17 protein-coding genes are annotated in these 19,050 nt (G+C 70.9%); 10 read left to right on the plus strand and 7 right to left on the minus strand.

Annotated features, from left to right (window positions below):
* Positions 1 to 3 precede the first annotated feature (3 nt).
* Both BLW43_RS07945 and BLW43_RS07950 read left to right on the plus strand, forming a co-directional pair.
* On the plus strand, positions 4 to 1,149 hold the full coding sequence (locus BLW43_RS07945; protein ID WP_093251380.1) for an efflux RND transporter periplasmic adaptor subunit: 1,146 nt from the start codon (positions 4 to 6) through the stop codon (positions 1,147 to 1,149).
* Positions 1,146 to 4,520, plus strand: coding sequence for an efflux RND transporter permease subunit (locus BLW43_RS07950; RefSeq protein WP_093251382.1), 3,375 nt, complete (start codon positions 1,146 to 1,148; stop codon positions 4,518 to 4,520). Before BLW43_RS07945 ends, BLW43_RS07950 begins: the two co-directional genes overlap by 4 nt.
* A gap of 12 nt (positions 4,521 to 4,532) precedes the next feature.
* On the opposite strand, the gene BLW43_RS07955 is transcribed toward BLW43_RS07950, so the two are convergent.
* The 4 genes from BLW43_RS07955 to BLW43_RS07970 all read right to left on the minus strand — a co-directional run bounded on the left by BLW43_RS07955 (position 4,533) and on the right by BLW43_RS07970 (position 10,031).
* Complete coding sequence (locus BLW43_RS07955; RefSeq protein ID WP_093251385.1) at positions 4,533 to 6,386, minus strand: ABC-F family ATP-binding cassette domain-containing protein; 1,854 nt, start codon at positions 6,384 to 6,386, stop codon at positions 4,533 to 4,535.
* A gap of 43 nt (positions 6,387 to 6,429) precedes the next feature.
* Positions 6,430 to 7,008: a 16S rRNA (guanine(966)-N(2))-methyltransferase RsmD gene (gene rsmD / locus BLW43_RS07960; RefSeq protein ID WP_093251388.1), complete on the minus strand. Its 579-nt coding sequence runs from the start codon at positions 7,006 to 7,008 to the stop codon at positions 6,430 to 6,432.
* A 100-nt stretch (positions 7,009 to 7,108) separates the two neighbouring features.
* A complete protein-coding gene (locus BLW43_RS07965) occupies positions 7,109 to 8,335 on the minus strand; it encodes an aminotransferase class V-fold PLP-dependent enzyme (protein ID WP_093251391.1) in 1,227 nt (408 codons plus the stop codon).
* A 79-nt stretch (positions 8,336 to 8,414) separates the two neighbouring features.
* Positions 8,415 to 10,031 carry a BCCT family transporter gene (locus BLW43_RS07970; RefSeq protein WP_093251399.1) on the minus strand — a complete coding sequence of 539 codons (1,617 nt, stop codon included), beginning with the start codon at positions 10,029 to 10,031 and terminating at the stop codon, positions 8,415 to 8,417.
* Positions 10,032 to 10,195: 164 nt separating this feature from the next.
* Here BLW43_RS07970 and BLW43_RS07975 point away from each other — a divergent pair, with 164 nt between their 5' ends.
* The 8 genes from BLW43_RS07975 (at position 10,196) to BLW43_RS08010 (ending at position 17,484) form a co-directional block, all read left to right on the plus strand.
* Entirely contained in the window at positions 10,196 to 10,606 is a 411-nt protein-coding gene (locus BLW43_RS07975) for a DUF4149 domain-containing protein (protein ID WP_093251400.1), read from the plus strand.
* Positions 10,599 to 11,471: a nucleoside triphosphate pyrophosphohydrolase gene (gene mazG / locus BLW43_RS07980; protein ID WP_093251401.1), complete on the plus strand. Its 873-nt coding sequence runs from the start codon at positions 10,599 to 10,601 to the stop codon at positions 11,469 to 11,471. Before BLW43_RS07975 ends, mazG begins: the two co-directional genes overlap by 8 nt.
* A gap of 102 nt (positions 11,472 to 11,573) precedes the next feature.
* The gene (locus tag BLW43_RS07985; protein WP_093251402.1) at positions 11,574 to 12,008 is read left to right on the plus strand and encodes a Fur family transcriptional regulator; all 435 of its coding nucleotides are present in this window, start codon (positions 11,574 to 11,576) and stop codon (positions 12,006 to 12,008) included.
* 36 nt (positions 12,009 to 12,044) lie between these two features.
* Positions 12,045 to 13,322: a phosphopyruvate hydratase gene (gene eno, locus BLW43_RS07990; RefSeq protein WP_093251403.1), complete on the plus strand. Its 1,278-nt coding sequence runs from the start codon at positions 12,045 to 12,047 to the stop codon at positions 13,320 to 13,322.
* 93 nt (positions 13,323 to 13,415) lie between these two features.
* A complete protein-coding gene (locus BLW43_RS07995) occupies positions 13,416 to 13,718 on the plus strand; it encodes an FtsB family cell division protein (protein ID WP_093251404.1) in 303 nt (100 codons plus the stop codon).
* Positions 13,719 to 13,788: 70 nt separating this feature from the next.
* Positions 13,789 to 14,781, plus strand: a complete 993-nt coding sequence (pdhA, locus tag BLW43_RS08000) for a pyruvate dehydrogenase (acetyl-transferring) E1 component subunit alpha (protein ID WP_093251405.1) — start codon at positions 13,789 to 13,791, stop codon at positions 14,779 to 14,781.
* Between the two features lie 14 nt (positions 14,782 to 14,795).
* Complete coding sequence (locus BLW43_RS08005) at positions 14,796 to 16,160, plus strand: pyruvate dehydrogenase complex E1 component subunit beta (protein ID WP_093251406.1); 1,365 nt, start codon at positions 14,796 to 14,798, stop codon at positions 16,158 to 16,160.
* A gap of 13 nt (positions 16,161 to 16,173) precedes the next feature.
* Positions 16,174 to 17,484: a pyruvate dehydrogenase complex dihydrolipoamide acetyltransferase gene (locus BLW43_RS08010; protein ID WP_093251415.1), complete on the plus strand. Its 1,311-nt coding sequence runs from the start codon at positions 16,174 to 16,176 to the stop codon at positions 17,482 to 17,484.
* 69 nt (positions 17,485 to 17,553) lie between these two features.
* Here the strand turns inward: BLW43_RS08010 and cysE are convergent, their stop codons facing one another.
* From cysE to BLW43_RS08025, 3 genes are all read right to left on the minus strand, one after another.
* Complete coding sequence (gene cysE / locus BLW43_RS08015) at positions 17,554 to 18,384, minus strand: serine O-acetyltransferase (RefSeq protein ID WP_425441170.1); 831 nt, start codon at positions 18,382 to 18,384, stop codon at positions 17,554 to 17,556.
* Between the two features lie 98 nt (positions 18,385 to 18,482).
* Entirely contained in the window at positions 18,483 to 18,716 is a 234-nt protein-coding gene (locus tag BLW43_RS08020; RefSeq protein ID WP_245730961.1) for a hypothetical protein, read from the minus strand.
* Position 18,717: 1 nt separating this feature from the next.
* Positions 18,718 to 19,047 carry a DUF7742 family protein gene (locus BLW43_RS08025; protein WP_093251421.1) on the minus strand — a complete coding sequence of 110 codons (330 nt, stop codon included), beginning with the start codon at positions 19,045 to 19,047 and terminating at the stop codon, positions 18,718 to 18,720.
* Positions 19,048 to 19,050: the final 3 nt, after the last annotated feature.

Consider the following 19,050-nt stretch of genomic DNA (forward strand, 5'->3'; position numbering starts at 1 on the left):
AAAATGCTGCTCAGCAGGACGATGAGTGCGTTCGGCGCCCCGGCGCTCGCGGCGGCGGCCCTTGCGGCAGGCTTCGCCTGCGCGGCCGAGCCCGCCGCCTCCGTGGTGACGGTGCTGAGCATCGCCGAGCCCCATGCCCGCACGCTCCTGCTGCGGGGCGCGACCGAGGCCGACCGCCGGGTGGAGGTGCGCGCCGAGATCGGCGGGCTTGTCGCGTCGGAGCCGCTGCGCGCGGGCGCGTTGGTCGCCGCGGGCGACGCGCTGTGCGAAATCGACCCCGGCGAGCGGCCGGCGAATCTCGCCGAGGCGCAGGCGAACCTGCGTCAGGCCGAGGTCGAGTACGCCGCGGCCGTGCGTCTGCGCGACAAGGGTTTCACGGCAGAGACGGAATCGCTGACCAAGGCCGCCCGGCTCGAAGCCGCGCGCGCCCAGCTCATGCGCGCCGAGATCGCCATGGGGCGGCTGACGATGACCGCGCCCTTCGCCGGCGTGCTGGAGACCGACGCCGCCGAGCGCGGCGCGCTGCTGCAGGCGGGCTCGGTCTGCGCGACGCTGCTCTCGCTCGACCCGATCAAGCTGGTCGGCTACGCCGCAGAGACGGACGTCGACGCGCTCGAGGTCGGCGGCGCGGCGACGGCGAGGCTTGCGACGGGGCGCGCCGTGGCGGGCGAGATCCGCTTCGTCGCGCGCTCGGCGGACCCCGAGACCCGCACCTATCGCGTCGAGGCCGTCGCGCCGAATCCCGATCTCGACATCCGCGACGGGATGACGGCGGAGATCACCGCGGAGCTGCCCGCCTCGCCCGCGCATTTCCTCCCGCAGTCGGCTTTGACGCTCGACGACGACGGAGCGCTGGGCGTGCGGCTGGTGGAGGACGGCGCCGCGCGTTTCCACGCTGTCGGAATCGTCGCGGAGGCGCGCGAGGGCCTGTGGCTCTCCGGCCTGCCCGATCGCGCCGAGGTCATCGTCGTGGGTCAGGAGTTCGTCTCCGACGGCCAGCCCGTCGCCCCGACGCGGCGCGACGCGAGGCCGATGGACGCCGGCCCAGGCGCGGGTTCAGGCGCAGGCCCCGGCGAGAGCCCCAGCGGCGCCGAGGCCGGAGCCGACGCCGCCGACGGGCCGTCGCCTCTGGCCGAGGCCCGCCCGTGACCGGGCTCGTCACCTGGGCCGTCGCACGCGCGCGCATGATCGTCGCGCTGGTGCTGCTCAGCATCGGCGCGGGCATGGCGGCCTATGTCGGGCTTCCCAAGGAGGGCAGCCCGAACATCGACGTGCCCGTGCTCTACGTCTCCGTCGCCCTGCCCGGCGTGTCGGCGGAGGACAGCGAGCGCCTGCTGGTGCGGCCGCTCGAGGCCAAGCTCCGCGGGCTGGAAGGCATGAAGGAGATGCAGGGCGTCGCCTCGGAGGGCCACGCCGGTCTGGTGCTGGAGTTCGACTTCGGCTGGGACAAGACGCGCACCATCTCGCAGGTGCGCGCGCTGGTGGACGAGGCTCAGGCCGAGATGCCGGCCGACGCGCTGGAGCCGACGATCAACGAGGTGAACCTGTCGGCCTTCCCGATCCTTGTCATCAGCCTCTCCGGCTCCGCTCCCGAGCGCACCCTGCAGAAGCTCGCCAGGGACATGCAGCGCGACCTGGAGGCGCTGACCCCGGTTCTGGAGGTGGGCGTCGCCGGCGCCCGCGACGAGCTCATCGAGGTGATCGTCGATCCGATCAAGCTGGAGAGCTACGACGTCACCGTGCCCGAACTGCTGCAGGTGGTCAGCGCGAACAACGCGCTGGTCGCGGCGGGCGCGGTGGAGAGCCGCAGCGGTCGGTTCTCGCTGCGGGTGCCGGGGAACTTCGAGACGGCGCAGGAGATCAACGAGACGCCGGTGCGCGTCTCCGGCGACCGGATGGTGACGATCGGCGACATCGCCGAGATCCGCCGCACCTTCGAGGACCGCACCAGCGTCGCGCGCTACGACGGCCGGCCCACCGTGGCGCTGCAGGTGAAGAAGCGGCTCGGCTACAACATCATCGACGCCGTCGAGGAGGTGAAGGCGCGGGCGCGGCAGATCGAGGCGACATGGCCCGACGCGCTGCGGACCTCGGTCCACGTCACGTTCTCGATGGATCAGTCCGTCGAGGTGCAGGACATGGTCGGCCAGCTCGAGGGCTCGGTGCTGACCGCGGTGGGGCTGGTGATCCTCGTGGTCGTGCTGACGCTGGGCGGGCGCTCGGCGGGGCTCGTCGGGCTGTCGATCCCGCTGTCGTTCCTGCTGACCTTCGCGGTGCTGGCGGCGTTCGGCATGAGCGTCAACAACATGGTGATGTTCGGGCTGATCCTCGCGGTGGGGATGCTTGTGGACGGCGCCATCGTCGTCTCCGAATACGCAGACCGGCGCATGACCGAGGGCGCCGAGCCGGAAAGCGCCTATGCGGAGGCGGCCAGGCGGATGTTCTGGCCGGTGACGGCCTCCACGGCGACGACGCTCTGCGCGTTCCTGCCGATGCTGTTCTGGCCGGGGATGCCGGGGCAGTTCATGGGGCAGCTGCCGATCACGCTGATCTTCGTGCTGTCGGCCTCGCTGGTCGTCGCGCTGATTTTCCTGCCGGTGCTGGGCGGCGTTCTGGGGCGGGCCTCGGTGAACGGCGGTCGGGCGATGCGCCGGCTTGGCGGGCGCGCGGCGCGGCCGGGCGCGGCGCCGCTGCCGAAGGGAGCGCGCCGCACGCTGTTCGGGCGGCTCATCTCGCTTGTCGTGACCAATCCGCTCGGGCCGGCGCTCGCCATCGGCGCGGCCTGCGGCGGCATCTATCTCGTGTACGACTACTATGGCGGGCACAACCGCGGCGTGGAATTCTTCGTCGAGACCGAGCCCCAGCGCGCCATCCTCTACGTTCGCGCGCGCGGCAACCTCTCGCTGGAGGAGAAGGACAGGCTCGTGGCGGACGTGGAGCGGCGGGTGATCGGCGTCGAGGGCGTGGCGGCGCTGTTCTCGTTCGCCGGCGACGGCGGTCTCCAGAAGCAGGGCGGCGAGGGCCCGAAGGACAGCGTCGGCGAGTTGCAGTTCGAGCTCGAGCGCTGGGGCGAGCGCCGCGACGGCAAGACCATCCTCGCGGAGATCGTGGAGCGCGCGCAGACGGCGCCCGGCGTCATCGTGGAGCTGGCCGAGCAGAAGGACGGCCCGCAGCAGGGCAAGCCGATCCAGATCCGCCTAGAGGGCTTCGACTGGCCGGCGCTGCAGGCGGCGGCCGGCGAGCTCTCCGACAGGCTGTCGCGCATCGAGGGCCTGCGCGAGATCGAGGACACGCGCCCCCTGCCCGGCATCGACTGGCGCGTGAAGGTCGACCGCGAGGCGGCCGGCCGCTTCGGCGCGGACGTGCAGACCATCGGCGCGGTGGTCAGCCTCGTCACGCGGGGCGCCCTGCTCGACGTCATGCGCCCCGACGACAGCGACGAAGAGATCGACATCCGCGTGCGCTTCCCGCAGGGCGACCGCGTGCTGACGACGCTGGAGCGGGTGAAGCTGCGCACGCAGATGGGGCTCGTGCCGCTCAGCAACCTCTTGACGGTGACGCCGGCGCCGGCGCTCGCCGAGATCACCCGGATGAACGGCTCGCGCATCCTCGTGGTGAAGGCCAACGTCGACCCGGGCGTGAACGTCAACGAGAAGATCGCCGAAATCGCCGCGTCGCTGCAGGAGGACCCGCTGCAGAGCGTGCGGCCGGTGTTCCAGGGCGATCAGGAGGAGCAGGAGGAGAGCCAGCAGTTCCTCATGACCGCCTTTGCCGGCGCGCTGGGCCTGATGTTCGCGATCCTGCTGGCGCAGTTCAACAGCGTCTACAACTCGGTGCTGGTGCTGAGCGCGGTGGTCATGTCGGTCACGGGCGTGCTGATCGGCATGATGGTGATGGACCAGACTTTCTCGATCATCATGACCGGCACCGGGATCGTCGCGCTGGCGGGCATCGTGGTGAACAACAACATCGTGCTGATCGACACGTTCCAGGAGCTGAGCCGCTCCATGCCGCCGCTTGAGGCGATCGTGCGCACCGCTGAGACGCGCATCCGCCCGGTGATGCTGACCACGATCACCACCATGGCGGGCCTTGCGCCGATGATGTTCGCCGCCAGCATCAACTTCGACGGCGTCGGGCCGGGCTTTGCGGCGCTGATGGCGGCGGGGCCGCTGACGGCGGCCGGCTGGGCGGCGCTCTACGGTTCGATCGTCTCGGTGGGCGCGCCGGTGGCGCTGTGGTGGACGCAGCTGGCGACGGCTGTGGTCTTCGGGCTGGGCGTCTCCACGGTGCTGACGCTGGTCGTGACGCCCTCGGCGCTGGCCGCTCGGGTATGGTTCTGGCGCGGCGTCGGCTGGCTCGCGGTGACGCTCGCCGGCGGCGCGCAGGCGCGGGCGGACCGGCGGCTGCGCGCCCGATCCGCCCGCATCGCGCCGCCGGAAATCCTGTGGGAGGCCGCGCCGCCCCCGCCCGGCCCGATCGCGTTTCCGCCGCGCGCCTACGCCGACGCCGCCGAATAGCGGCGGCGCCGCTCAGCCGGCGGCTTCGCGCAGGCTCTCCAGCTCCAGCCACTCGTCCTCGGCGGAGGCCAGCGCCTTCTGGCGCGCGGCCAGTTCGCGGGTGGCCTTGTCGAAGGCGGCGGGGTTCTTGGCGAAGAGGTCGGGCTGGGCGAGGAACTGCTCCAGACGGCCGATCTCGAAACCGAGGCGGTCGATTTCGGCCGGCAGCAGGTCGAGCCGGCGGGTCTGGGCGTAGTTGAGTTTTTCGCGCTCGGCCGGCGCCGGCCTGACGGCGGAGGCCGGCGCGGCGCCGGGCTTAGCCGCGGAGGCCTTCGCGGCAGGCGTCGGCGCGGACTGCCGGGGGGCCGGCGCGGCCGCCCCCGCCTTCTGCGCGAGGTGGTCGCTCCAACCGCCGGCGTACTCCACCCAGCGCCCCTCGCCTTCCCAGGCGATCACGCTGGTGGCCACGCGGTCGAGGAAGTCGCGGTCGTGGCTGACGAGGATCACGGTGCCGTCGAAATCGCCCAGCAGCTCCTGCAGCAGGTCCAGCGTCTCGACGTCGAGATCGTTGGTCGGCTCGTCGAGCACCAGCAGGTTGCTCTCGCGCGCCATCAGCTTGGCCATCAGCAGCCGCGCCCGTTCGCCGCCCGAAAGCGCCTTGACCGGCCCGCGCGCCTGCCGCTCGTCGAACAGGAAGTCCTTGAGGTAGGCGACGACGTGCTTGGGCCGACCGCGCACGAGGATCTGGTCGTTGCGGCCCGACACGCCGATGTCGGCCGCGCCGGTCAGCGTCTCCCACAGCGTCGCGTCGAGGTCGAGCGCGGCGCGGTTCTGGTCGAACAGCGCCATGTCGAGGTTGGAGCCGAGCCGCACGGTTCCCGAGTCGGGCGCCAGCTCCCCGGTGATCAGCTTCAGCAGCGTGGTCTTGCCGGCGCCGTTGGGGCCGACCAGCGCCACCCGGTCGCCACGCGCGATCCGGGTGGAGAAGTCGCGCACGATCGTCTTGTCGCCGAAGGACTTCGAGACGCCCTTCAGCTCGGCGACCAGCTTGCCGGAGGTCTCGCCGCCGCTCAGCGCCATGGCGCCGACGCCGGTGCGGGCGACCTGGCTGCGGCGCTCCTCGCGCAGCGCGGCGAGGCGGCGGACGCGGCCCTGGTTGCGGGTGCGGCGGGCGGAGATGCCCTCCACGGCCCACTTCGCCTCCTGCTTGATGAGGCGGTCGAGCTTGTGGCGCTCGGCCTCCTCGTCCTCGAACACCTTGTCGCGCCACGCCTCGAAACCGGCGAAGCCGCTGTCCAGCCGGCGCACCTGCCCGCGGTCCACCCACAGCGTCGCGCGGGTGAGCTTGGCCATCAGCGCACGGTCATGCGAGATCAGCACGAAGCCGGTGCGCGCATCGCCGAGAAACTCCTCCAGCCACTCGATCGCGGCGATGTCGAGATGGTTGGTGGGCTCGTCGAGCAGCATCAGGTCGGGCTCGCCGGCGATGAGCCGAGCGAGCGCGGCGCGGCGGCGCTCGCCGCCCGAGGCGCCGGCGGTCGGCCCCTCGGCGCGCACCGCGAGGCCCTCCATCGCCATCTCGGCGCGCCAGTCCTCATCCGGCGCGACGCCGGCGGCGACATAGGCGCCAAGCGTGTCGAAGCCGGAGAGGTCCGGCTCCTGCGGCAGGTACGCCACCTTCGCGCCGGGCTGGACGAAGCGCCCGCCGCTGTCGGCCTCGACCAGCCCCGCGGCGATCTTGAGCAGAGTGGACTTGCCGGAGCCGTTTCGACCGACGACGCCGACGCGCTCTCCCGGCCCGACGCTCAGCGAGGCGCCGGAAAAGAGCGGCGCGCCGCCGAAGGTCAGCGAAACGTCCGTGAGCGTGAGGATCGGGGGCTGAGCCATGGCCGCCTTCTCGCGCGTGCGAAGGCCGCGGTCAACGGGGGCGTCAGGCGGTTCTGCGCAGCACGCGCAGGCGGGTCTCGCCATGGCGGCGGTCGTCCTCGACGTCCCAGCCCTCGGGGAGCGGCTCGGGGTCTTCGGCCGCCGTCTCCACCACCGCAAGCGCCGCGGGGACGAGCCAGCCGCCCGCCGCGGCGCCCGCCAGCGCCGGCGCCACGAGGCCCTTGCGATAAGGCGGATCGAGGAAGGCGAGGTCGTAGGGCGCGCCGCGGCAGGGGCCGAGCGCCGTCGCGTCGCGGCGGTAGATCTTCGACGCCCCGATCAGGCCGAGGGACTCGACGCTCTCGCGGATCAGCGCGCGGCTCGGGCCGTGGTCGTCCACGAAAAGGCAGTGAGTCGCGCCGCGCGACAGCGCCTCCAGCCCCAGGGCGCCCGTGCCGGCGAAAAGGTCGAGCACGCGCATTCCCTCCGGCGGCGACGGCTCGGCGTAGCCGCCATGGGCGAGATGGTTGAACAGCGCCTCTCGCACCCGGTCGGAGGTGGGGCGCAGATGCGCCGCGCCGCCGCCCGCGGCGCCGGGCGCGGCGAGCGCCCTGCCCCGCAACCTGCCGCCGACGATTCTCATCGGGCGGCCCGGCCTTCGCGTCCGGTAATGGCGCGGGCGCGCCGGCCTCGCGGGCCCGCCGCGTCGGCGGCCCCGCACGGTGCGCCCGGTCGCGGCGGCGTCACAGCACCGCGTCGAGCGCGTCGACCAGCCGGGCGATCTCGGCCTCGCTGGTGTAGTGCAGGAAGGAGAGGCGCAGCGCGCCGTGGCCCTCGTCGACGCCCATCGCCTCAATCAGCCGACGGGCGTAGAAATGCCCGCCGCCAGCCATCACGCGATGCCCGGCGAGCGCCGCGGCGAGCTCCTCGCCCGGTCGGCCGGCGACGAGGGCCACCGTCGGCGCGCGGCGCGCGGGGTCGGTCGGGCCCAGCACCCGGATGTCGTTGCGGCACCGCAGCCAGTCCATCAGCGGCGCCAGCAGCGCGATCTCGCGCGCGCGGATCAGATCATGGACGCGGGCGGTGGTGACGTCGGGCGCGCCGCCCTGTGCGAAATGGCGGGTGTGCAGCGCCTCGATGTAGTCTGCGACGCCGGCCATGGCGGCGACCTGCGCGTGGTCGGGGCCGGCGGGGACCAGCTTCTTGCGGATCTCGCCGGCATTGAACCAGTGGCTCTGGTTCGGCAGCCGGTCGGCGAGCTTGCGGCGCACGACCATGACGCCCTGGTGCGGCCCGAAGGTCTTGTAGGCGGAGAACAGGTAGATGTCGGCGCCCGTCTCCGCGACGTTCGGAAGGCCGTGGCCACAGTAGCTCACCCCGTCGACGCAGACGAGCGCGCCGGCGGCGTGCGCCTTCGCGGCGATCTCGGCGACCGGATTGATCTCGGCGACGATGTTGGAGGCGTGCGGAAAGGCGACGAGGCGCGTGCGCTCCGACAGCAGCGCGTCGAGGGCGGCGGGGTCGAGCGAGCCGGTGTCGGGGTCGACCTTCCACTCGCGCACGACGATCCCGCGCTGGGCGAGGCGCCGCCACGGGCCGGAATTGGCCTCGTGGTCCTGGTTGGTGACGATGATCTCGTCGCCTTCGGCCCACATCTCGCGGAAGGCCTGCGCGAGGACACAGGCGTTCTGCGTGGTGGACGGGCCGAAATGCAGCTCGTCGGCGTCGACGCCCAGCATCGGGGCGAGCCGCTCGTACGACTCGTCCATCGCCGCGCCGGCCGCCATGGAGAGCGGATAGGGCGCGTAGGGCTGGACCTTGGTGCGCGTGTAGAACCGCGTCAGCCGGTCGATGGTCTGGCGGCAGGGGTAGCTGCCGCCGGCGTTCTCGAAGAAGCCCCAGCCCTCGAGCGCGGGGTCGGAGAAGGCGGGGAACTGGGCGCGCGCGAAGGCGGTGTCGAACTGGGTCATGCGCCCTGTTGTCGGGCGCCGCGGGCCCTGCGTCCAGAGCGCAGGGCCGCGGGCGTCGCCGCCCGCGGCTTGAAGCGTCTCAGGCGCGCCGCGGCTCGCTGCGCAGCCCCATGACGATGGCGACGCACATGACGAGCAGCACGATCGTGAACGGGAATCCCGTCGAGACCGCCATCGCCTGCAGCGCCGTCAGACCGCCGCCGAGCAGCAGGGCGATCGCCACCAGCCCCTCGAACACGCACCAGAAGACGCGCTGGGGCACCGGAGCGTCGACCTTGCCGCCGGCGGTGATGGTGTCGATCACAAGCGACCCCGAATCCGACGAGGTGACGAAGAAAACGATCACCAGCACGATGCCGATGAACGAGCTGATCGAGGCCAGCGGCAGCGCGTCGAGCATCGCGAACAGCTTCAGTTCGAGCGGCGCCTCGGTCACGGCCTGGTAGCCGTCGTTGAGGATCTGCCCGATGGCGACGCCGCCGAAGGCGTTCATCCACAGCACGCACACCAGCGACGGGATGATCAGCACGCAGATCAGGAATTCCCGCACCGTGCGGCCCCGGCTGACGCGGGCGATGAACATGCCGACGAAGGGCGACCAGGAGATCCACCACGCCCAGTAGAACGCCGTCCACCCCTGCGAGAAGTTGGCGTCCTCGCGGCCGAAGGGCATCGCGAGCGCAGGCAGGTAGCCGATGTAGGCCACGAGGCTGTCGGCGAAGCCGGTGAACACCGCAAGCGTCGGCCCCACCGCGACGATGAAGATGAGCAGGAGCAGCGCCAGCACCATGTTCGCCTCGGACAGGCGCTTCACGCCCGCGTCCATCCCCGCAAGCACCGATACAAGGGCCACGCCGGTGATGGCGGAGATCAGGATCACCTTCGAGGTGTCGGTCGACGGGATGCCGAAGAGGTAGTCGAGACCCGCGTTCGCCTGCTCCGCGCCGAAGCCGAGCGACGTCGCGAGGCCGAACAGCGTCGCGAAGACGGCGAGGATGTCGATGAGATGGCCCGGCCAGCCCCAGACGCGCTCGCCGAGCAGCGGATAGAACGCGGAGCGGATCGTCAGCGGCAGCCCCTTGTTGTAGCTGAACAGCGCCAGCGACAGCGCCACCACGGCGTAGATCGCCCAGGGGTGAAGGCCCCAGTGGAAGATCGTCGCGGCCATGCCGAGGCGCGCGGCCTCCGCCTCGTCGCCGGCGGCGCCGCCGAGCGGCGCCCAGCTCCCGGGCGCGCCGGCGTTCTCCGCGAAGCTCGAGGAGAAGTGCGAGATCGGCTCGGAAACGCCGTAGAACATCAGGCCGATGCCCATGCCGGCCGCGAACAGCATCGCGAACCACCCGGTGTAGCTGTAGTCGGGCGTCGCATCGGGGCCGCCGAGGCGAACCGAACCCCAGGGCGAGACGATCAGCATGAGACAGAAGATCACGAAGACGTTGGCGGCTGAAATAAAGAACCAGTCGAGCGAACTGGTCATCCAGTCACGGATCGACGTGAACACGGGCTCGGCAACGTCATGAAACAGTAGTGTGAAAAAAACGAACGCTATGACTGCAATACCCGAAATCATAAAGACCGGATTATGTATGTCGAGAGGAAATGGACCCAAGTTTGCCTGAATGTTGTCTTGACCAATTTCATACTCAGTATCGATGACGCTTTCCGGCGGTGCGTCGAATGCCGTTTGCTCGGTCATGGAACGCTCCTTCTCATGATTTTTGGGCGGCCGCGTGCGGCGACTGGCGTACCGCAACTTCCCGCAGATCGCCGCAAATTGCAAACCGCCGGCCTGTCAGCGCGCGCGTGACAGCGCCGCCCGGTCTGCTAGATGAGCGCCACGACAAGGCTGGGAGGTGTGGGATGCACGAGATTGTTGCGCCTTTGGCGCTGGGGATCCTGATCGGCGGCATGGGGCTGTTCTCGCTCGTCGTGGCGCCGACTGCCTTCCGCGCGCTTCCGGTCGAGACGGCGGGGCGGTTCGTGCGCGGCCTGTTCCCGCACTACTACCTGTTCGTCATCGGCGCCGCGGCGTTCTCGGCCGTCGCGCTCGTCGGGCCGGCGCCCTACCTCGCGGCGATGATGATCGGCGTGACCGCGCTCGGTCTGCTGGCGCGGCAGGTGCTGATGCCGCGCATCAACGCGCTGCGCGACCGGCAGGGCGCCGGCGACGCGGGCGCGGCGAAATGGTTCGGCCGGCTGCACGGCGTTTCGGTCGCGATCAACCTCGTGCAGTTCGTCGCCGCGCTGGCCGCCGTGGCGCTCTATGTCTGATCGCCGCGCCGCGCCGGTTCCCCCGCCCGACGACGCCGACCCCGTCGCTCGGCTGCGCGCGATCATGCGCACGCTGCGCGACCCTGCGGCCGGCTGCCCCTGGGATCTGAAGCAGGACTTCGCCTCCATCGCGCCCTACACGATCGAGGAGGCCTACGAGGTGGCCGACGCCATCGCGCGGGCGGACATGGGCGATCTCGCCGACGAGCTCGGCGATCTTCTGCTTCAGGTGGTCTATCACGCCCAGATGGCCGAGGAGCAGGGCGCCTTCGGCTTCGAGGGCGTCGCCGCAGGCGTCTGCGCCAAGATGATCCGCCGGCACCCGCATGTCTTCGACCATGGGCCGGACGGGCGCGACGCGGACGGGCAGACGGTCGCGTGGGAGGCGATCAAGGCGGCCGAGCGCGCCGCGAAGGAGCGCGAGGCGGCCGGCGCGCTCGACGGCGTGGCGGCGGGCCTGCCCAGCCTCACCCGTGCGCGAAAGCTTCAGGCGCGAGCGGCGCGCGTCGGTTTCGACTGGCCGAGCGCAGCCGACGTTCTCGACAAGATCGTGGAGGAGGCGCGGGAGATCGAGGCCGCGCGCGGCGACGCGGACGCCCTGGAGGACGAGTTCGGCGACCTGATGTTCGTCATGGTCAACCTCGCGCGCCACATGGGCGTGGACCCCGACGCCGCGCTCAGGCGGGCCAACGCCAAGTTCGAGCGCCGCTTCCGCGCCGTGGAGGCGGCGCTGGCCGCGCAGGGCCGCACGCCGACGGAATCGACGCTGGCGGAGATGGACGCGCTCTGGGACGAGGCCAAGGCGCGCGAGCGCGCGGCCGCCGGCCACGGCGCGGCCGAGAGCGCGGGCGCGAAGCCGCGATAGCGCCGCGGCGCGCGCGAACGCCGCGCCCGCGGCCGCTCGATTGCCCTGCGCTGCGCGAGCCGCTATGAGGCCGCGCAAGGCACGCAGAACGGGCGTCAGCGCATGGGCCGCGAAAGCGATCGCGACAGCATCATCGGCCGCTGCGAGGCCCAGGGCCTGCGCATGACCGAGCAGCGCCGCACCATCGCCGACATCCTCGGCGACAGCGCCGACCATCCCGACGTAGAGGAGCTGCACCGCCGCGCGGCCTCTCGCGACGCCAACATCTCGCTGGCCACCGTCTACCGCACCGTGAAGCTGTTCGAGGAGCACGGCATCCTCGAAAGGCACGACTTCCGCGACGGCCGGGCCCGCTACGAGGACGCCGACCGCGACCACCACGACCACCTCATCGACGTGACCTCCGGCGAGGTCATCGAGTTCGTCGACGCCGAGATCGAGGCGCTGCAACGCCGCGTCGCGGAACGGCTCGGCTACGAGCTGATCGGCCACCGGCTTGAGCTTTACGGCCGGCGCCGCGCCAAGCGGTCGTCCTGACCCCCCGTCCCCTTCCCCGCCCAAGGAAACGCACCCATGAGCGCCATCATCGAGATCACCGGCCGCGAAGTGCTCGACAGCCGCGGCAACCCTACCGTCGAGGTGGAGGTGCTGCTGGAGGACGGCGCCATGGGGCGGGCCGCCGTTCCTTCCGGCGCGTCCACCGGCGCCCATGAGGCGGTGGAGCTGCGCGACGGCGACACGGCGCGCTTCGGCGGCAAGGGCGTGCTGAAGGCGGTGGCGGCGGTCAACGGCGAGATCTTCGAGGCGCTGGCCGGGGCCGACGCGACGGCGCAGATCGCCATCGACCAGGTGATGATCGACCTCGACGGCACGCCCAACAAGGCCCGCCTCGGCGCCAACGCCATCCTCGGCGTCAGCCTCGCCGCAGCGAAGGCCGCGGCGGAGAGCGTGGGCCTGCCGCTCTACCGCTACGTCGGCGGGGTGGGCGCGCGCACCCTGCCGGTGCCGATGATGAACATCATCAACGGCGGCGCCCACGCCGACAACCCGATCGACATCCAGGAGTTCATGGTGATGCCCATCGGCGCCGACACGCTGGCGGACGCCGTGCGCGTGGGCGCGGAGATCTTCCAGACGCTCAAGAAGGAGCTGTCGGCGGCGGGCCACAACACCAATGTCGGCGACGAGGGCGGCTTCGCGCCCAATCTAGGCTCCACCCGCGACGCGCTCGACTTCATCATGCGCTCGGTCGAGAAGGCCGGCTACAAGCCCGGCGACGACGTGATGCTGGCGCTGGACGCCGCCTCGACCGAGTTCTTCCAGGGCGGCGTCTACGACCTCAAGGGCGAGGGCAAGAAGCTCGGCTCCGGCGAGATGGCCGAATACCTCGCCGCGCTGGTCGACAGCTACCCGATCCTCTCCATCGAGGACGGCATGGCCGAGGACGACTGGGAGGGCTGGGCCACGCTGACCGACCTGTTGGGCGAACGCTGCCAGCTCGTCGGCGACGACCTGTTCGTGACCAACACCGAGCGGCTCAACCGCGGCATCGAAACCGGCGCGGCGAACTCCATCCTCGTCAAGGTCAACCAGATCGGCACGCTGACCGAGACGCTGGAGGCCGTGGAGACCGCCCATCGCGCGGCCTTCACCGCCGTGATGTCGCACCGCTCGGGCGAGACCGAGGACGCCACCATCGCCGACCTCGCGGTGGCGACCAACTGCGGGCAGATCAAGACCGGCTCGCTGGCGCGCTCGGACCGGCTGGCGAAGTACAACCAGCTCATCCGCATCGAGGAGCAGCTTGGCGACACCGCGATATACGCCGGCCGCTCCATCCTTCGCGCCTGATCGCCGAGGCGCGAGAGGCGGGTTTCGCTTCGCCGCGCCATCGCGCATAGTCATGCCCGAGGGCGCGGTGAAACCGTTGCAGGGAGGGGCCGCATGGCCGGGGACGGCAAGGGCGTCAAGGTGATCGACGCGGTGTTCGCGCTGCTGATGCTCGCGGGCCTCGCCAATTTCGGCCACCATGCGCTCCAAGGCGATTACGGCGTCTTCGCCATGATCGCCATCGAGGCGGAGGAGTCCAAGCTCACCTCCGAACTTGCGCTGCTCCGCACCGAGCGCGCCGCGATGGAGAACCGCGCCCAGCGGCTCGACACGGCGTATCTCGACCTCGACCTGCTCGACGAGAGCGCCCGCGACGTTCTGGGGCTGATGCGCGCAGACGAACGACTGTCGCGCTAAGAGCCGCGGCATCAACACCAACGGCCGCACAGCCGGCCGGCGACGACTGACCAGGGAAGGGACGATCCCCATGGCGACGCGCAGACCCACAAAGGCCGCCGCGGCGAAGACGGAGGAGCTTCGCAAGGCCTATCGCGACATGCTGCTGATCCGCCGCTTCGAGGAGAAGGCCGGCCAGCTCTACGGCATGGGCCTGATCGGCGGCTTCTGCCACCTCTACATCGGGCAGGAAGCCGTCGTCGTCGGCCTGATGGCGGCGGCGGTGGACGGCGACCAGACCACCACCTCCTACCGCGACCACGGCCACATGCTGGCCACCGGCATGGACGCCAAGGGCGTGATGGCCGAGCTGACGGGGCGCATCGGCGGCTATTCCAAGGGGAAGGGCGGCTCGATGCACATGTTCTCCAAGGAGAAGGCGTTCTACGGCGGCCACGGCATCGTCGGCGCCCAGGTGCCGATCGGCGCGGGGCTCGGCTTCGCCAACCAGTATCTCGGCAACGGCAAGGTCTCGATGGTCTATTTCGGCGACGGCGCCGCGAACCAGGGCCAGATCTACGAGGCGTTCAACATGGCGTCGCTGTGGAAGCTGCCGGTCGTGTTCGTGATCGAGAACAACCAGTACGCCATGGGCACGTCGCTGGCGCGCTCGTCCTCGACGCCGGCGCTCTACACGCGCGGCGCGGCGTTCAACATCCCCGGCGAGGCGGTCGACGGGATGGACTTCCTCGCCGTGAGGGCCGCCGGCGAGAAGGCGCTGAAGCACTGCCGCGACGGCGACGGCCCCTACATCCTCGAACTCAACACCTACCGCTATCGCGGCCACTCGATGTCCGACCCCGCGAAATACCGCACCCGCGAGGAAGTCACCAAGATGCGGGAGGAGAAGGACCCCATCGAGCGCGTGCGCAAGCTGCTGCTCGAAGCCGGCGACAGCGAGGACGACCTCAAGGCCATCGACAAGGAGGTGCGCGACGAGGTCAACGCCGCCGCCACCTTCGCCCAGGAGAGCCCGGAGCCCGACGAGGCCGAGCTCTGGACCGACATTTACGCCGACGCCTGAGGGGGCCTTACGACATGTCCATCCAGATCCTGATGCCTGCCCTCTCCCCCACGATGGAAGAGGGCACCCTCGCGCGCTGGAGCGTGAAGAAGGGCGATGCGGTCAAGGCCGGCGACGTCATCGCCGAGATCGAGACCGACAAGGCGACCATGGAGTTCGAGGCCGTCGACGAGGGCGTGATCGGCGAGTTGCTGATCGCCGAGGGCGCGCAGGGCGTGAAGGTCAACACGCCCATCGCGGTGCTGCTGGAGGAGGGCGAGACCGAGGCCAAGGTCGCCGCGCCGCCCGCGACGCCCCAGACGGCCGCGCCGCAGCCGGAGCGCGCCCCGCCGCCCGCCGCGCCCAAGACGCCGGAGCCGGCCGCCGAGCAGGCCCCGGAAGTGCCCGAGGGGACCGAGTTCGTCACCCAGACGGTGCGCGAGGCGCTGCGCGACGCCATGGCCGAGGAGATGCGCGGCGACGACCGCGTGTTCATCATGGGCGAGGAAGTCGCCGAATATCAGGGCGCCTACAAGATCACGCAAGGGCTGCTCGACGAGTTCGGCTCCAAGCGCGTCGTGGACACCCCGATCACCGAGCACGGCTTCGCCGGCCTCGCGGTCGGCGCGGCGTTCGGCGGGTTGCGGCCAATCGTGGAGTTCATGACCTTCAACTTCGCGATGCAGGCCATCGACCAGATCATCAACTCCGCCGCCAAGACGCTCTACATGGCCGGCGGGCAGATGGGCTGCCCTATAGTGTTCCGCGGCCCCAACGGCGCCGCCGCCCGCGTCGCCGCCCAGCACAGCCAGGACTACGCCGCGTGGTACGCCCACATCCCGGGCCTGAAGGTCTGCATGCCCTACACCGCGGCCGACGCCAAGGGTCTGCTGAAATCCGCGATCCGCGACCCGAACCCGGTGATCTTCCTCGAGAACGAGATCCTCTACGGCAAGTCCTTCGAGGTGCCGAAGCTCGACGACTTCACCGTGCCGATCGGCAAGGCGCGCGTGGCGCGACCTGGAACCGACCTGACCATCGTCAGCTTCGGCATCGGCATGACCTACGCGATGCAGGCGGCGGAGGCGCTGGCCGGCGAGGGCGTCGAGGCGGAGGTGATCGACCTGCGATCGCTGCGCCCGCTCGACACCGCGACGGTCGTGAACTCGGTCAAGAAGACCAACCGCTGCATCACCGTGGAGGAAGGCTGGCCCGTCGGCGCCATCGGCAACCACATCTCTGCGGTGCTGATGCAGCAGGCCTTCGACTGGCTCGACGCCCCGGTGATCAACCTCACCGGCAAGGACGTGCCGATGCCCTATGCGGCCAATCTCGAGAAGCTCGCCCTCGTCACCACGGCGGAGGTCGTCGCGGCGGCCAAGTCCGTCTGCTACCGCTGAGGGGAGACGCGCCATGCCAGTGACGATTCTCATGCCCGCCCTCTCGCCCACCATGGAGGAGGGCACGCTCGCCAAGTGGAGCGTCAAGGAGGGCGACAGCATCCGCTCCGGCGACGTGATCGCCGAGATCGAGACCGACAAGGCCACGATGGAGTTCGAGGCGATCGAGGACGGCGTGATCGGCAAGCTGCTCGTCGCCGAGGGCGCGCAGTCGGTCAAGGTCAACGACCCCATCGCGATCCTGCTTCAGGAAGGCGAGGACGCGGGCGACATCGACAAGGCCCAGGCGCCCGCCGGCGCCCCAGCGGGCGCCGGGCCCGCCAGGGCCGCGCCGGAGCCCCCTGCGGAACCCGCCGCTGCGGCGGCCGCGGCGACGCCTGCGCCGGCCGCGCCGCGCGCCGAGGGCGGCGACCGCATCTTCGCCTCGCCGCTCGCCCGCAGGCTCGCCGCGGAGAAGGGGCTGGACCTCGCGTCGGTCAAGGGCTCCGGGCCGCACGGCCGGATCGTGAAGGCGGATGTGGAGGGCGCCGAGGCTGCGCCAAAGGCGGCGGCGGCCCCGGCCGCTGCGGCGGCGCCGGCGAAGGCGGCGCCCGCCGGCCAGTCGGTGGAGACGCTGCGCAAGGTCTACGCCGACCGCGCCTTCGAGGAGATCGAGCTCGACGGCATGCGCAAGACCATCGCCGCGCGCCTGTCCGAAGCCAAGCAGACCATCCCGCACTTCTACCTTCGTCGCGACATCGAGCTCGACGCGCTGACTGCCCTGCGCGCAACGCTGAACGAGCGCCTCGCCGACAGCGGCGTGAAGCTCTCGGTCAACGACTTCATCATCAAGGCCTCCGCGCTGGCGCTGCAGAAGGTTCCGGGCTGCAACGCCGTCTGGGCCGGAGATCGCGTGCTGCAGTTCAAGGCGTCCGACGTGGCGGTGGCCGTGGCGATCGAGGGCGGACTGTTCACGCCTGTCCTGCGGGACGCCCACATGAAATCGCTCTCGACGCTGTCGACGGAGATGAAGGATCTCGCCGCCCGGGCGCGCAGCCGCAAGCTGGCGCCGAACGAGTATCAGGGCGGCGCCTTCGCGATCTCCAATCTCGGCATGTTCGGCATCGACAACTTCGACGCGGTCATCAACCCGCCGCACGCCTCGATCCTCGCCGTCGGCGCCGGCGCCCGCAAGCCGGTGGCGCGCGGGGAGGAGATCGCGCTCGCGACGGTGATGAGCGTCACGCTGTCTGTCGACCATCGAGTGATCGACGGCGCGCTCGGCGCCCAGTTCCTCGCCGAGTTCAAGCGTCTGCTCGAAGACCCGATGGCGATGCTCGTCTGACCCGCCGACGCCGCTCCGGGCCCACGGTCCCGGAGCGGCGATGTCGCGACAGCCCCAGCAGTCGGGACTTCAGCAGTCGGGAACGATGTCCTCGGCGGCAGGCTGGATCATCTGGTCCATGCTCCGCGAAGGGTTCGAACAGCCGGCGTCGCCCACGATTCGCGCGGGCACCCCCGCGACGGTCTTGCAGGGCGGCACATCCGCCAGCACGACCGAGCCCGCGGCCACGCGGCTGCAGTCGCCGATGCGGATGTTGCCGAGGATCTTCGCGCCCGCCCCGATCAGCACGCCCGAGCCGACCTTGGGGTGACGGTCGCCATCCTCCTTGCCGGTGCCGCCCAGCGTGACGTCGTGCAGCATGGAAACGTCGTCGCCGACGACCGCCGTCTCGCCGACGACGATCCCATGTGCGTGGTCGATCATGATGCCTTTCCCGAAACGCGCCGCGGGATGGATGTCGACGGAGAACGCCTCCGACATGCGCATCTGCAGATGCCGCGCGAGGTCGGCGCGTCGCCGCGACCATAGCCAGTGCGCGACGCGATGGGCCGTAAGCGCCTGAAAGCCCTTGAGATAAAGCACCGGGTCGATCAGCCGCCCGCATGCCGGGTCGCGCTCCCGCACCGCCACGATGTCGGCGCGCGCGGCCTCGGCGATGCCCGGATCGGCGGCGAACGCCTCGCCCGCGAGTTCGCGCAGCAGCATCGCCGGCAGTTCGGCGTCGCCCAGTTTCTGCGCCAGCCTGAAGCTGAGCGCATCCTCGAGGCTGTGATGGTGCAGCACGACGGCGTGCACCATGCTTGCGACCAGAGGTTCGGCCAGCGCCATCGCCTCGGCTTCCGCCCGGATGGTCGTCCACACAGGATCGACCTCTGCGACCGCCTGACGGCGTTCCGTGATTGCCATTGGGCCTCTCCCGCGCTTCGCGTCCAGCTTATGGGAGAGGTATCGTGGCCGGCGCGGCCGATTTCAACCGCGCCGACGATTTTTGCGGCAGGTCAGCCGGCGACGAAGCGCCCGCCGAGCCTGTTGGGGGCCACCTGCTTGGCGGCGCCCACGTTCAGCGCGACGGCTTCGAGGATCTTGTAGATCTTTCCCACGAAAATGTCGTCGCGCGGCGTCGGCGTCAGCGCCGTGATCGCCGAGGCCAGCGCGATCGCCGCAAAGGCGACCTCGAAGATCGCCGGTATCGACGCCGCGACGCTCTCGATAGCTACGCTCAGAAACTCCATGTCATTCTCCAATCGCTCTCCGATCCACACAAGAACCGCGCGCCGACCTGCGTCTTTCGGCCAGCATGCGGCACACCACGGCGCCGGCGGCGAGCAGGTCCGGCCTGCCGCCGCCGCCGCCCCGTCCGCGCTTCGGCGACAAGGCCGCCGCCGCGATGGACCCGTCCCCGTAGTCGGGATGCGCGCGGCCGGTGCGGCGGCGATGATCCGCCGCCGCCTCCGACCGCGCCAGCAGCGCCGCGCAGGCCGCGTCGCCGGCGGCCCCGGCCGCCTGCTCGCGCGCCACCCACCGCACGGCCGCGAGCACGTCCTCAAGGGTCAGGGCGCCCATGGC

The sequence above is a fragment of the Rubrimonas cliftonensis genome (genome assembly GCF_900107585.1).
Classification (GTDB): domain Bacteria; phylum Pseudomonadota; class Alphaproteobacteria; order Rhodobacterales; family Rhodobacteraceae; genus Rubrimonas; species Rubrimonas cliftonensis.